This is a genomic window from Rathayibacter sp. VKM Ac-2928, assembly GCF_022815545.1.
Taxonomy (GTDB): Bacteria; Actinomycetota; Actinomycetes; order Actinomycetales; family Microbacteriaceae; genus Rathayibacter; species Rathayibacter festucae.
In genome coordinates, this window is record NZ_JALGRU010000001.1 from 1,309,040 (window position 1) to 1,321,909 (window position 12,870).

Sequence of the window (12,870 nt, forward strand, 5' to 3'; positions counted from 1 at the left end):
GTGCTGCCTGGAACGAGTGTGAAGCGGGGCAGCGACCCGTTCTAGCTCGTCCGCTAGCCCAAACTGATAGGAATCTGTACCGTGACTGACGTGGCTACCGTCAGAGAAGACGATCACGCGACGATGCTCGCGGAGCGCCTCACCGGCATGTGCGCCGCACGCGAGGTGATCACGCTCGATGAGAACCACTCCGTCCGGTGGACCGAGCACGACTATCCGACCCCGGTCGCCCGCTGGAACTACCACCCCGAGTACGAGATCCACCTCATCCGCCGAGGGACCGGCCGGTTCATCGTCGGAGACCATGTCGGCACCTTCGCCGCCGGTCACGTCTCGCTCATCGGCTCGGGCCTGCCGCACGACTGGGTCAGCGACCTCGAGCCGGGCGAGGTGATCACGAACCGCGATGCCGTGATCCAGATCGACCCCGCATGGATCGCACGGTGGATCGACCTGATGCCTGAGGCTCGAGAGATCCGGCCGCTACTCGACGAGAGCGCGCGCGGTGTCGAATTCGCACCGCGGACAGCGCTGCTCGCCGCACCCATCATCAACAGGATCGGCCCCGCCACAGGACTAGAGCGGGTCGCGCTTCTCGTCGAGCTGCTGAAGATCCTCGCCCGATCACCGCGCGCCGATCGCACTCTTCTAGCGACGGAGTTCTTTCGACCTCAGCTCGACGATCGCGCTGCAGCGATCGTCGACATCGTGCTCGAATACGCCTTCGCGGGCCATGCCGGTCAAGTCAGCGTGGCGGAGGCCGCCGACCTCGTCGGCATGCACGAGGCCACGTTCTCGAAGTACTTCAAGAAGGCGACCGGGCAGAACTTAAGCGAGCTGATCAGGAAGCTGCGCATCGCGCACGCCGGCCGCCTGCTGACCACCACGTCCCTCCCGATCGCCTCGGTCTGCTTCGAGGTGGGTTACGCGAATCTGTCGAACTTCAATCGTCAGTTCCTCGCGGAGAAGGGAGTGACTCCGCGGCAGTACCGCCAGGACGCCGACAAGAGGCCGCCAGAGACGGTGTCCACGACAGGCCCGACCCCTTAGGGAGAGACGCCTCCTCGTCATCGCCTCATCCGCTGTCGCGGCTCTTCGGCTGATCGAGCAGTCCAAGCACCTCGACTGTCGTCCCCGTCTCGCCGAGCACTGGCAGCACCCGCCGCAAGCTGTTCTCGTGCGACGGCTCCTGCAGATCGGTGACGGCGTCGACCACGACGACTACCGAGTAGCCGCGGTCGTAGGCATCACGCGCCGTCGATTCCACGCCGAAGCTCGTCGCGACGCCCGCGAGGACCACCTGGGTCACGCCGCGCTCCGCGAGCAGCTCGTGCAGTCCGGTGCCGGCGAAGGCGCTCCAGCCGCGCTTGACCAGGACAAGGTCCTCACTCGACCGGCCGAGCTCGATCAGCGGATCCGACCACTCCGGAGGCAGCACCGGTGCCATCCGCCCGCGTCCCACGTCGGTGCGCCCCGCGTTCGGGCGTCCGAGATCGACGGTGACAAGAACCACCGGCAGCACGCGGTCACGGAACGCGTCAGCGAGCGATGCGGCCCGGGCCACGACGTCACCGATCGGATGCACCATCGGATTCGCGACGGTCGCCCGCTGCAGGTCCACGACGACGAGCGCGACGCCCTCGTCGAGCGCCTCGACGCTCACGCGTCCGCTCCGAACACCACGACCACCTTGTCGGCTGCACCCGGAGTGGCCGCTAGCCGGAAGGCGCGGTCGGCTTCCGAGAAGTCGATCGTGTCACTCACGATCACGGCGTACTTCTCCCAGTTCGCCACGATGTCCTCGGTCACCTCGAAGATCTCGGTGGGGTAGCCCATCGCGAGAACGATGGTCAGCTCGGAGCCCAGGATCGCGCCGAAGTCGACATCGATGGGCGTCTTGTGGACCGCCACGATGCCGAGTGTTGCGCCGTGCTTCGCAGCACTCAGGACCGTCTGCACCACGATCGGCGCGCCGGCCGCATCGAGGAACACGTCGGTGGCAGGCTTCCGCTGCCCACGGCGCGCGGGCCCTTCGCCCTGCAGCTCGATCAGCCGCTCGACCACGTCCTCGGTGGACGAATCGATGACTGCGTCGGCTCCGACCTTCAACGCTTTCTCGAGACGAGAGGCGATCACGTCCACCACGGTGATGTGCCCCACCCCGAGGGAGCGGTACGCGAGAACTGCTCCGAGCCCGATCGGCCCGGCTCCGAACACCACGACCGCGTCCCCCGGACGCGGTGCGGTGCGATTGACCGCGTGGCGAGCGACGGCCATCGGCTCGTTCAGCGCCGCCACCTCGAAGGGCACGTCATCGGGCACGATCGCAAGAGAGCGACCGAGCACCGCTTCCTGGACCAGCAGGAACTCCGCCATACCACCGGTCGTACCGCCCGAACCGATGATGCCGGTCGGCGCCGCCATGGGATTGATCACAACATGCGCGCCCACCGGAATCCCGGCCACCTCCTCGCCGACCGCGACGACTTCGCCCGCGGGCTCGTGCCCGAGCGGGGTCCGCCCCTCGAGCCCGGGCAGCCCGCCGAGCCCGATGTACATCGCGTCGGAGCCGCAGATCCCACACGCGCGCACTCGCACGAGCACGTCAGCAGGGCCTGCCACAGGCGTCTCGACGTCCATCGTGGTCGTCTCGCCGGGCCCGGTCGCCATCGACAGCTTCATCACATCTCCTCCGCTCGTCGACGAGCGCCGCCGACCTGCGAGCAAAACTAGCCGATCGGCTAGTTTCTGTCGACGCCGCTCTAGGATCGTCAGCGGACAGGGAGGTGCGATGGTCAGGCGAGGGGAGTCTCGGGCAAAGCTGCTGCGGACGGCGCTCCGCCTCTTCGCAGAGCGCGGAGTGAACGGCACCTCGCTGCAGGCGATCGCCGACGAGCTCGGCGTGACCAAGGCCGCCGTGTACCACCAGTTCGCAACGAAGGACGAGATCGTGCTCGCAGTCGTGCGACCCGCGCTAGAGCGGATGGCCGAGCTTGTCCACGAGGCAGACGCCGGGATCGACCCCTTCGAGATCACCCTCACTGGGCTCGTGAGCCTCGCGGTCGAGCACCGCGAATTCGCCGCGGCAATCCAACGCGACCCTGCTGTCATTCAACTTCTGCGCCAAGATCCCACCTTCGTCGCCGCGACGACGGGCATCGACCGTCACCTGATCGGCACCGATCCGACCCCGGAGGCGCGCATCGCCCTCGCCGTCGCAGGCGGCGGTCTCATGATCGCCGGCATGGATCCGTCGCTGCGGGCCACTGACCCCGAAGTCCTCACGAGGGTGCTACTCAAGTCGGCACGGACAGTGTTGGCGCCCTACAAGACCGAGGCCGCCATAAACTGACATAATGTGCATTATCGGATGTCTGCACAACGTGCGGCCGAGAGCGCATGTTCCGCGAACAGGCACGGTCCACCGTTCCTTCCACAGACCAGTCGCGTGCTGCGCGTTCGTCGAGCCGGTCGAGCGGCACGGTGACATGACCCCACGGCAATCGGGCAACAGCCTGTTGCCCGATTCCCGGCTCGGGCCAGGCAGCGGTGAAAGCGCGCATGGAGAGCGCGGGTGACCCCCCCCATGCGATCAGGGCGCGGGCGCGCCCACCGGCGGCTCCGGCAGCACGCTCAGGCCTCGGCTGCTGTTCGCCTCCGCCATCAGGGCGCGCAGCCAGAGCGGGTTCGGGGCGACCTCGGCGGTGCCGCGGAGGGTGAAGGCCAGAGCGGTCGACGGGTGCATCCACAGCGTGCGGCGGCCGTGGCCGAGTGCCGCGCCGATCGGGAGCTGGAAGCAGAAGCCCTCGCCGCGACGGAGCTTCGCGAGGATCACCGCCTGGAGGTGGACGAGCGCGCGATCGTCGAACTGGAAGGGGACGGGCGGGGATCCGTAGAGCAGTGTGCCCACGAGCTGGAGAAGTCCTCACGGTCGGGAGAAGGCCTCGACCGGATGATCGAGCCTGCTCAGCAGGCTACGAACGACCACCGACATCGGCGGTCCTGGAGGGCCCCGGCCGGCCGAGCGGTCGGCTCTCCTCGCGCTCGAGCGGGGCCCGGGGTAGCGTGCCCCATGCCCACTCCGCCTCGTGTCCTCCGCCGCCTCGGCAGCGTCTCGCTCTCCGTCGCGAACCGCGCCGAGACCGGGCTGCGCGGTCGTCTCTCCGCTCGGGCCCGGAAGCAGGGCTGGTCCCCCGCGCTGCTCCCCTTCTCCGGCTACGCGAGCGCGGGAACGGCGCGGGTCCTGGCGCGGGTCGTCCTCGCCCCGGCCGCGGTGGAGCCGTCCGCACGGCGGGGACTGCGCGCCTGGCACCGCCTGCTCACCCTCGAGAGCCCCGGAGTGCCGGTGCGGATCGAGTTCGCGGGCGCGAGCGCCACGGGGACGAGCGACGACGCGGGGATCGTCGACGCGCGCTTCGCCGTTCCCGACGGTCTCGAGCCCGGGCCGGCGGAGGCCCTGCTGCAGGTCGCAGGGCGTGCTCCCGTTCCGGTGACGGTGCACGTGGTCACCTCGGAGCCCGCCCGCGGGGTGGTCTGCGACGTGGACGACACCGTGTGGGTGACTGGGATCTCGCATCCGGCGCGCGCGGCCTGGCGGACCTTCTCGACGACGAGCGCCACCCGGCGGTCGGTGCCGGGGATGGCGGAGCTGCTGCAGGAGGCGATCGCCGGGCAGGACGGGACCGCCGTCGTCTACGTGAGCAACGGGCCGTGGAATCTGGCGGGCGTCGTCTCGCGGTTCCTCGCCCGGCGCGGCTTCCCCGCCGGACCGGTCCTGATGACCGACTGGGGCACGAGCCCGCGGCGGTGGTTCCGCGACGGCGAGGAGCACAAGCGGGACTGCCTCGCCCGCCTGCGCGAGGACCTCCCCCACCTCTCCTGGGTCCTCGTCGGCGACGACGGCGAGCACGACCCGCAGCTCTACAGCGACTTCGCCCGCCGCCACCCGGACGCCGTCACCGCGATCGCCCTGCGAAGGGTCGCACCGGCCCGTCCCGGAGCGGCGCCCGACGTCGACGACGTCGCCGGCGTCCCGGTCGTGCGCGGCGTCGACGGCGACGCCCTTCGGCCCCTCCTGCAGGAGGCGCTCGGCCGCTCCCGTCGCTGACGCTCCTCCAGGCTCCCGGCTCTCTCCGGTGCCGGGGACGCAGCGAGTCCTCGGCCGCCCCCGGAAAGGGCCGGTCGGCGAGGCCGTGCGCCGGAGGCGGCCCGCCGTCCCGCCCGTAGAATCGCGGCCGTGCACTCCCCCGTCCTGACGACCGTCTTCCAGCCGATCGTCGACCTCGCCACCCGTCGGCCGGCGGCGTACGAGGCGCTGACGCGGGTCCGGGGGGCCGGCGGGGACGCGTTCCCGTTCGAGCTCCTCGAGGCGGCGCAGGCCGACGGCCGGATCGCCGAGTTCGACGGCGCCTGCTGGCGGAGCGCCTTCGGCTCCGCGACCGCGGCGGGTCTCACGACTCCGCACGCGCTCTTCGTGAACGTGGAGGCGGAGTCGCTGCGCGGGGGCCTCCTCGAGCAGGTCGCCTCCCCCGCGCCGATCGTCCTGGAGGTCACCGAGCGCGCCCTCCTGGCCTCGCCCGGCGGCCTGCTCGCGGTGATCGAGGAGGCGCGCCGGGCCGGCCACGCGATCGCCATCGACGATCTCGGGACCGACCCCGCGTCCCTCGCTCTGCTGCCGCTGATCGATCCCGACGTGATCAAGATCGACATGCGCATCATCCAGGGGCACGCGGACACCGACGCCGCCCGGATCATGAGCACCGTGAACACGCTGACGGCGGCGCGCGACGTGGTCGTCGTGGCGGAGGGCATCGAGACCGAGGAGCATCTGCTCACCGCGCGGGCGATCGGCGCGACGCACGGGCAGGGCTGGCTCCTCGGCCGGCCGTCCCCGGTCGTCCCGGCGGCGCCCTCCGCCTCGCTCCTCCGGCACGTCGTCGAGCCCACGGCGGACGAGGCGGGCGCGGGGACGCCCTTCGAGATCGTGGCCTCCGTGCTGCCCAGCCGCCGCTCCTCCCGCGATCTGCTCCTGCAGATGAGCCACTTCCTCGAGGCGCGTGCGCGAGCGAGCGGCGACTCCGCGATCCTCCTCTCGACCTTCCAGCAGGGGTCGAACCTCACGCCGCGCACCGCCGACCGCTACGCCGCGCTGGCGGAGGAGTGCGCTCTGGTCTTCGCCTTCGCGGCGGGAGCGCCGGACTCCCTCTCCCCCGCGATCCGGGTGCAGGAGATCGACGAGGACGAGCCGCTCGCGGCGGAGTGGGACGTCGTCGTCCTGACCGCCGACTTCGCCGCGACCCTCGTCGCGCGGGAGGTCGACCCGGCTCGGCACGCGGCCGGGCTCTACGACTTCGTGCTCACTCACGACCGCGGGCTCGCCGTCGACGTCGCGCGCCACCTGCTCCAGCGGACGACCCGCAGCGCCTGACGCGGGACGCCGCCGCCGACCGTCCCCGCTGACCCGCAGCCCTACCAGGTCCGAGCGGCTTCCGGAGCACCTTGTGGGCGAGTCCTCGTCCCGGCACTCTCGTGCCGAGACGGACTGTTCGTCACCGAGAGGGAGTCATGGACGACGAGACCCTGCTGGGCATTCTGCTGCGCGGGCGGCCCGCGACGCTCGAGGACGCGGTGCTCGCGACTCACCTCGAGCCCGCGCAGGTCGCGGCGGCCGTGCAGCGGCTCCGCGACCGGGGGCTCATCGGCGGCGCAGGCGACCTGCTGGCCTATCCCCCGCCCGCGGACTGGGCGAACGAGGCCGTCTCGGTGCACACCCGCCGGGTCCGGGTCGCGGCCGAGGACGCCATGTCCGGCATCGAGAAGATCCTGGAGAACCTGCCCACCGTGCTCCGCGCCTGGTCGACCGGCGAGGCGGCCGCCGACCTGGTGCCCACGGTGCTGCGCCACGGGCCCTACGCCGCGGAGGACCTGCTGTGGGAGCTCGTCGGGACCCCGTCGGGCTCCCTGGTCGCGGTGTTCGCCAGCATCGACCGGCTGATGACGGCGCCGATCGACCGGGCCGTCCGCTTCGGTGACGCCCTGCAGGAGAGGGACACGGTGCGCATCATCGTCCCCTCGTCCGCTGCCGCCGACCCGCGAGTGCTCGAGCGGATGGCCGTCTACGGACGTGTCGGGCTCGAGTACCGCTCGCTCGACCGGCCGCCGGGCTGGTTCTGGGTCGATGGCGACCACATCGCGCTCCCCTTCGTCTGGGGCGAGGCGACCCCGACGAGCGTGCTCGGAGTCCGCCACGCGGGCCTCGCGAACATCGTCCGCGCCTACTTCGACGAGCTCTGGCAGCGCGCGGACCCGCTGGGCAGCGACGAGCACTCCTGGCTGCCGCTCCTGCGACTGATGCAGCAGGGCAACACCCTCGACAGCGCCTCCAACCGCCTCGGCATCAACCCCCGCACCGGCCGCCGCCGCATCTCCGCCGCGATGGAGCACTACGGCGTGGACACGCTCTTCGGGCTCGGCGCGGCATGGGGCGCGGGACGAGCGGGCAATACGACGCGATCCGAGGGGTGACGGACTCCCGCCCGCTCAGGTCTGCGGGCGTCCGTGCCGAGGAGATCCGCCCTGCTGCTGGACCAGCCAGCTCCGGGGCGAGCTCACGAGCGCGAGCGCGCTGACTCCGCACCGCGGGACTCCTCCCGCAGCCGCATCGCGGCCTCGTCGTCGAGCCAGTTCGGCCCGGTGTTGCGGAGGAACACCGCGTAGACCACCAGGGAGACGGCGATCACGGCGGTCGCGTAGCCGATGAAGGCCGACACCTGGTCGGCGCCGAGCGCGCCGGCGTAGAGCAGCGGCGCGGTGCCGCCGAAGACCGAGTTGGCGAGCGCGTAGCCGAAGCCGAGCCCGAGGGCGCGGACGTGCGTGGGGAACAGCTGCGCCTTCACGACGGCGTTGATGGAGGTGTAGCCGGTGAGGATCACGAAGCCGCCGACCAGGATCGCGAAGGCGGCGAGCGGGGCGGTCTGCTGCGGCAGGGCGGTGAGGAGGAACCAGGTGTAGAGCACTCCCCCGATCCCGAAGAAGACCAGGAGGGTCTTCCGGCCGATGAGGTCCGAGAGCCAGCCGCCGAGCGGCTGCAGGAGCATCAGCGTCGTCAGGGCGATGAGGTTGATGACGGTGCCCGTGACGACGTCGTCTCCGGCGAACGCGCTCTTGATGATGCTCGGACCGGTCACCGAGTAGGTGTAGAAGGCGACCGTGCCGCCCATCGTCACCGCGAAGCAGAGCAGCAGCGGCCGCCACTGGTGGACGAGGAGCTCCCGCATCGAGCCGCTCCGGCGGGACTCCCCTGCTCTGACGGCGTCGATCCGGGTCGTCGCCAGCGATTCGTCCATGCTGCGGCGGAGCCAGAACACGACGACCGCGGCGACGCCGCCGATGCCGAAGGCCACCCGCCAGCCCCAGGCCGAGATCGCCTCGTCGGGCAGGGTCAGCACCATGACCAGCAGCGTCAGCTGAGCGAGGACGTGGCCGCCCACGAGGGTGACGTAGTGGAACGACGAGAGGAAGCCGCGCCGACCGGGGATCGCCGCCTCCGACATGTAGGTGGCGCTCGTTCCGTACTCCCCGCCGGTGGCGAAGCCCTGCAGCAGGCGCGCGAGCACCAGGAGGACCACCGCTCCCCCGCCGATCGACTCGGCCGTCGGCGCGAACGCGACGAGGAGGGAGCAGGCGGCCATCACGGAGACCGAGACGGTCAGCGCGAGGCGGCGCCCGTGCCTGTCGGCGAAGCGGCCGAAGAACCAGGACCCGATCGGCCGCATGAGGAAGGTGACCGCGAAGATCGCCCAGATGTAGAGGGTCGAGTTCTTCTCGCCGGGAGCGAAGAACTGCGACTCGAAGTAGACGGCGAAGACGGAGTAGACGTAGACGTCGAACCACTCGACGAGATTGCCCGCGGAGCCCTTCAACGTGTTGGAGATGGAGCGGCGGAGGCTGGTGGGGGTCGTCGTCGTCGTCGACATGATGGTCCGATCATCAAGGGTTCGGGGTGGAAAAGGTTCTCGGAGCGACGAGGGAGCCGCGGCGGCGTGGCCGTCGGCGCCCCGCGTCGCCGCGAGCCCAGGGGCATCTCTACCGCATTTCCGGTGGCGGATCCGGAAACCTAACGGTCTCCTGACGCGATCCGCTTCGGACCGCGACGAGGTCGCTCCGTCTCGCGCCAGTCAGGCGGCGATACCGACCAGACCAGTATGGTCCCTCGGTGGAGGTAGACGCATGAGGATCCGTACTGAGAACTCGCTGAGGTCATCGGTGACGAGGGCTCTTGCCGTCCTTTCGATCGTCGCCATCGCCACTTCGCTCTCCGGGTGTTCAGCGGGAGACGCCGCGCCGCCGAAGCCGACCGTCCCGCCGCTCCCGGCTGCCGAGGTGGAGCGCGCACTGGTCCAGAAGCAGGATGCCGCCTGGGAGCTGCTGGCAGTGAAGTATCCGAACGCGGTACGGCCCGAGGTCGACGTGATCCGCACCGTGAATCCCGCGGAGTCGACGTCATCGATCGCGGACTGCATGGTCTCAGCCGGCTTTCCGGAGACCAAGGCTGGTCCGGACGGCGGCCTCGACTACGGTTCCTTCCCCACGGAGCAGACGCAGACTCACGACATCGCCCTGTTCGTGTGCAGAGCGCAGTACCCGATGGATCCGAGATTCGACACGCCACCGACCGAAGCGCAGTACGAGTACCTCTACCACTATTTCGCGCACGACCTCACCGAGTGCCTGGAGAGTCACGGCATCGACGTGCCGGAGGCGCCCACCTACGAGACCTTCGGCGACACCATCAATTCGCGCGAGGCGTGGAGTCCCTACCTCAGCTATGAGCCGACCGGGAACACGCAATGGCTCGCCGTGAACACGGACTGCCCGCAGATGCCTCCGGGCTACTTCGGCGAGTGATGAGCGCCTCGCTGCTCCACTCGCTTGAACGCTGCGACCGCCGATGACAGTCGCCCTCTGACCGATCTCCGTGCGAAAGGCCTCTGCTGGTGAAAGGACTGTGCTGGTGAAAGCCGATCGATCGCCTTGGAGACGTCTTCTCTCTCCCGTCGCCGCTCTCGCCTTCTGCCTGGTGGTGCTGGCCGCCGCGGCGGGTGACTGGGCTGGAGCGGTGATCTTCGCGCCCGCGGAGGAGGTCGTGGCGGGGACCGACTACACGACCGCTGTCGCTCGCGCCGGTGCTGTCGGCGCGGCGGTGAACCTGGTGGCGACCGCCCACTGGACCCAGTCCCCCGCGGGGACCAATTCGGCGCAGGGCACGGTGACGACGGTGAGTCATGTGCCCGGCGAAGTCGCCCACCAGGGCGAGGAGCTCTACACCGTGGACCTTCGTCCCGTGGTTCTCGCGCGCGGCGTGATCCCCGCGTTCCGGGACATCGACGGGACGAGCGAGGGCGAGGACGTGGAGCAGCTGCAGGAGCTGCTGGGCGACCTCGGGTTCTACCGCGGCGCTGCGGACGGTGCACCCGGGCCGCGGACCGCGGCCGCGATCAAGGAGTGGCAGAAGGCCGCAGGATTTCCGGTGGACGGCGTCGTCCGACGGGGCGATCTGGTCTTCGTGCCCGAGGTTCCGACCCGGCTGGTCGTCGACGAGACCCTTATCGCTCGAGGAGCAGTGGTCTCGGGCGGCGAGGTCGTCGCGAGGACGCTGCCGAAGACTCCGACCTTCTCCGTCACGGCGACAGCGGCGCAGGCCGCCCAGATCGGCGTGGGAGTCGCGGCGGAGATCACCGGACCGGACGGACCCTGGCGGGCGGTCACGGCGGTCCAGGAGGTGAAGCCCGAGGTCGGGGTGTCGATAGCGCTCGGCGGCGTGGACGGCGAGGTCATCTGCGGCGAGGAGTGCGCGGATCTCGATGTGACGCAGGACACCCTCCTCCCCGTCCTCCTCACGACGACACCCGAGACGTCCGGTCTGACCGTCCCGACCGCGAGCATCCGGACCGACGTGAACGGGGATCTCGAAGTGACCGATTCGGCCGGCGAGAGGCATCGTGTCGAGGTCGTCGCTGCCGCGAAGGGCGTCTCGGTCGTGACCGGTCTCGTGGAGGGCGTGGAAGTGCGCGTCTACGGCGATGACGCCGCACCCCGATGATCACTGCTGAGAGCATCGGCTTCCGCTATCGACGAGGTCCTCGGATACTGACCGACTTCAGTGCTGCCGTGACGCACTCCGAGATGGTCGCGATCACCGGCTCGTCGGGGAGGGGCAAGTCGACCCTGCTCTACATCCTGGGCCTCATGGCGACTCCGGAATCGGGACGAGTCCGGATCGACGGCGTCGATGTGAGTGGCATGAGCGATCGATCGAGGTCGGAGTACCGAGCCGAGAACATCGGGTTCGTCTTTCAGGACGCCGCTCTGGATCCCACGAGAACGGTCCTCGACAACATCGTCGAGACGGCTCTCTATCGCGGGTGCCGGAACTCCGCAGTGGAACTCGCGGCGCACGGGCTGATGGAGCGCTTCGGGGTCGCCCTGCGCTCCTCGGCGAGACCCCACCAGGTCTCCGGCGGCCAGGCGCAGCGGATAGCACTGTGCCGGGCGCTCATCAACGATCCGACGATCATCCTCGCGGACGAGCCGACGGGGAATCTCGATCCGGACTCCGCGGCGGTGGTCGTCGACGCACTGCGAGAGCGCGCCTGCTCGGGATCCTCGGTGATCGTGGTCACGCACGACGAGACGGTCGTCGCCTCCTGCGATCGGAGGATCCGCCTGTGAAGCGGAGATTCGTCCTGCCCGTGTTCCGGGAAGCCCTCGCCTCCTCGCTCGCGCAACCGGTGACCTCCCTCCTCACCCTGGTGATGGTGGTGGCGATGTGCGCCGGGATCGTTCTGACGACCGGGCGGACGGTGGGAGCGGAGCAGAGCGTTCTCGCGACGGTGGACTCGGCGGGGACGCGGTCCATCCTGGTCCGAGGAGAGGCGGAGGCGGGCCTGTCGTCGGACGCAGTGGAGAGGATCTCCCGACTCTCCGGAGTGCAGTGGGCGGCGGCGTTCTCGGATGCCAGTGACGTCGGGAACTCCCGGATCGCGGAGGGGAGGAAGGTCGCTCTTCGATCGGTGTGGTCCTCCGACTTCGCAGAGCTGGGCATCGGTGCGGCGCGCTTTCCCAGCGGATCGGCGTGGGCGTCCGAGGACGCGCTCGCGGCTCTGGGCTTCGCCGAGGAGACCGGCTCGGTCTCGACGGGCAGTGGAGCCGGGGTCGACGTCGTCGGGACCTTCACCTCGTCCGAGTACCTGTCCTTCCTCGGCCCGTCCGTCCTGGTCCCGATGCCTCCGTCCTCGACCGGGAGTGTGGGCTATCTGATCGTCATCGCTTCGGAGCCCGAGATGATCCGCGCGCTGACGCGATCGATCGGCTCCCTTCTGGCTCCGACGAACCCGCAGGGCGTCACCGTGACCACGAGCGCTCGGTACGCGGACCTGCGCGCCGTTCTCGAGGGCACTCTCGGGGGCTTCGGGCGAGATCTCGTCGGTCTCATCGCCGGCGCCGGCGCCGTCCTGGTCGGTGCGACGCAGTACGGTCTCGTCCTGATGCGACGCAAGGACTTCGGACGCCGAAGGGCTCTCGGCGCCACGAGAGGCCTCATCGTCCTGCTCGTCGTCTGTCAGGTCCTCCTCGTCGCGACGGTCGGCGCTCTGCTGGGGACGGCGGGTTCCGCCGTGCTCCTGGTGGCCGGCGGCGACCCGCTCCCCGGCGTCGACTTCCTGGTCGCCACAGGCACTCTGGCGATCGTGGTCTCCGTCGTCGCCGCTCTGTTCCCCGCTCAGCGGGCGGCGAGCAGAGACCCTCTGCACGAGCTGAGAGTGCCGTGATCCTGTCGGATCTCGCTCGACGACGAAGCCGCGTGCGACCTGC

The 12,870-nt window shown here is 70.1% G+C and carries 13 protein-coding genes; 9 read left to right on the plus strand and 4 right to left on the minus strand.

All coding sequences use genetic code 11. From position 1 onward, the window contains the following. Positions 1 to 123 precede the first annotated feature (123 nt). Positions 124 to 1,050 (plus strand): AraC family transcriptional regulator, encoded by a 927-nt coding sequence (locus MT350_RS06095; RefSeq protein ID WP_243600190.1) that lies wholly within the window; start codon positions 124 to 126, stop codon positions 1,048 to 1,050. A 25-nt stretch (positions 1,051 to 1,075) separates the two neighbouring features. Here MT350_RS06095 and MT350_RS06100 read toward each other — a convergent pair whose 3' ends face one another. Continuing rightward, a complete protein-coding gene (locus MT350_RS06100; protein ID WP_243600191.1) occupies positions 1,076 to 1,663 on the minus strand; it encodes a cysteine hydrolase family protein in 588 nt (195 codons plus the stop codon). After that, complete coding sequence (locus MT350_RS06105; RefSeq protein WP_243600192.1) at positions 1,660 to 2,682, minus strand: zinc-binding dehydrogenase; 1,023 nt, start codon at positions 2,680 to 2,682, stop codon at positions 1,660 to 1,662. The genes MT350_RS06100 and MT350_RS06105 overlap by 4 nt, the downstream gene beginning before the upstream one ends. Positions 2,683 to 2,791: 109 nt before the next feature. Here MT350_RS06105 and MT350_RS06110 point away from each other — a divergent pair, with 109 nt between their 5' ends. Continuing rightward, positions 2,792 to 3,352, plus strand: a complete 561-nt coding sequence (locus MT350_RS06110) for a helix-turn-helix domain containing protein (RefSeq protein ID WP_279392416.1) — start codon at positions 2,792 to 2,794, stop codon at positions 3,350 to 3,352. 240 nt (positions 3,353 to 3,592) lie between these two features. On the opposite strand, the gene MT350_RS06115 is transcribed toward MT350_RS06110, so the two are convergent. Beyond that, on the minus strand, positions 3,593 to 3,910 hold the full coding sequence (locus MT350_RS06115) for an ATP-dependent DNA ligase (protein WP_243600194.1): 318 nt from the start codon (positions 3,908 to 3,910) through the stop codon (positions 3,593 to 3,595). 162 nt (positions 3,911 to 4,072) lie between these two features. Between MT350_RS06115 and MT350_RS06120 the strand changes: the two genes are divergently transcribed. The 3 genes from MT350_RS06120 to MT350_RS06130 all read left to right on the plus strand — a co-directional run bounded on the left by MT350_RS06120 (position 4,073) and on the right by MT350_RS06130 (position 7,524). Further along, positions 4,073 to 5,107 (plus strand): App1 family protein, encoded by a 1,035-nt coding sequence (locus MT350_RS06120; protein WP_243600195.1) that lies wholly within the window; start codon positions 4,073 to 4,075, stop codon positions 5,105 to 5,107. Between the two features lie 129 nt (positions 5,108 to 5,236). Then, entirely contained in the window at positions 5,237 to 6,427 is a 1,191-nt protein-coding gene (locus MT350_RS06125) for an EAL domain-containing protein (protein ID WP_243600196.1), read from the plus strand. Positions 6,428 to 6,564: 137 nt separating this feature from the next. After that, entirely contained in the window at positions 6,565 to 7,524 is a 960-nt protein-coding gene (locus tag MT350_RS06130) for a hypothetical protein (protein WP_243600197.1), read from the plus strand. 83 nt (positions 7,525 to 7,607) lie between these two features. Here the strand turns inward: MT350_RS06130 and MT350_RS06135 are convergent, their stop codons facing one another. Next, positions 7,608 to 8,975, minus strand: coding sequence for an MFS transporter (locus MT350_RS06135; protein WP_243615535.1), 1,368 nt, complete (start codon positions 8,973 to 8,975; stop codon positions 7,608 to 7,610). Between the two features lie 253 nt (positions 8,976 to 9,228). On the opposite strand from MT350_RS06135, the gene MT350_RS06140 reads away from it, so the two are divergent. From MT350_RS06140 to MT350_RS06155, 4 genes are all read left to right on the plus strand, one after another. Further along, complete coding sequence (locus MT350_RS06140; RefSeq protein WP_243615536.1) at positions 9,229 to 9,906, plus strand: hypothetical protein; 678 nt, start codon at positions 9,229 to 9,231, stop codon at positions 9,904 to 9,906. Between the two features lie 211 nt (positions 9,907 to 10,117). Beyond that, positions 10,118 to 11,101, plus strand: a complete 984-nt coding sequence (locus tag MT350_RS06145; protein ID WP_243615537.1) for a peptidoglycan-binding protein — start codon at positions 10,118 to 10,120, stop codon at positions 11,099 to 11,101. Beyond that, on the plus strand, positions 11,098 to 11,730 hold the full coding sequence (locus tag MT350_RS06150) for an ABC transporter ATP-binding protein (RefSeq protein WP_279396249.1): 633 nt from the start codon (positions 11,098 to 11,100) through the stop codon (positions 11,728 to 11,730). Before MT350_RS06145 ends, MT350_RS06150 begins: the two co-directional genes overlap by 4 nt. Continuing rightward, positions 11,727 to 12,827 (plus strand): ABC transporter permease, encoded by a 1,101-nt coding sequence (locus MT350_RS06155; RefSeq protein ID WP_243600202.1) that lies wholly within the window; start codon positions 11,727 to 11,729, stop codon positions 12,825 to 12,827. Before MT350_RS06150 ends, MT350_RS06155 begins: the two co-directional genes overlap by 4 nt. The last annotated feature ends 43 nt before the right edge of the window (positions 12,828 to 12,870 follow it).

Excerpts from the sequence above, each read along its gene's own strand:
- MT350_RS06095 (WP_243600190.1), top strand. The coding sequence starts at position 124 with ATGCTCGCGGAGCGCCTCACCGGCATGTGCGCCGCACGCGAGGTGATC.
- MT350_RS06105 (WP_243600192.1), bottom strand. The coding sequence starts at position 2,682 with ATGAAGCTGTCGATGGCGACCGGGCCCGGCGAGACGACCACGATGGAC.
- MT350_RS06110 (WP_279392416.1), top strand. The coding sequence starts at position 2,792 with ATGGTCAGGCGAGGGGAGTCTCGGGCAAAGCTGCTGCGGACGGCGCTC.
- MT350_RS06120 (WP_243600195.1), top strand. The coding sequence starts at position 4,073 with ATGCCCACTCCGCCTCGTGTCCTCCGCCGCCTCGGCAGCGTCTCGCTC.
- MT350_RS06130 (WP_243600197.1), top strand. The coding sequence starts at position 6,565 with ATGGACGACGAGACCCTGCTGGGCATTCTGCTGCGCGGGCGGCCCGCG.
- MT350_RS06135 (WP_243615535.1), bottom strand. The coding sequence starts at position 8,975 with ATGTCGACGACGACGACGACCCCCACCAGCCTCCGCCGCTCCATCTCC.
- MT350_RS06140 (WP_243615536.1), top strand. The coding sequence starts at position 9,229 with ATGAGGATCCGTACTGAGAACTCGCTGAGGTCATCGGTGACGAGGGCT.
- MT350_RS06150 (WP_279396249.1), top strand. The coding sequence starts at position 11,098 with ATGATCACTGCTGAGAGCATCGGCTTCCGCTATCGACGAGGTCCTCGG.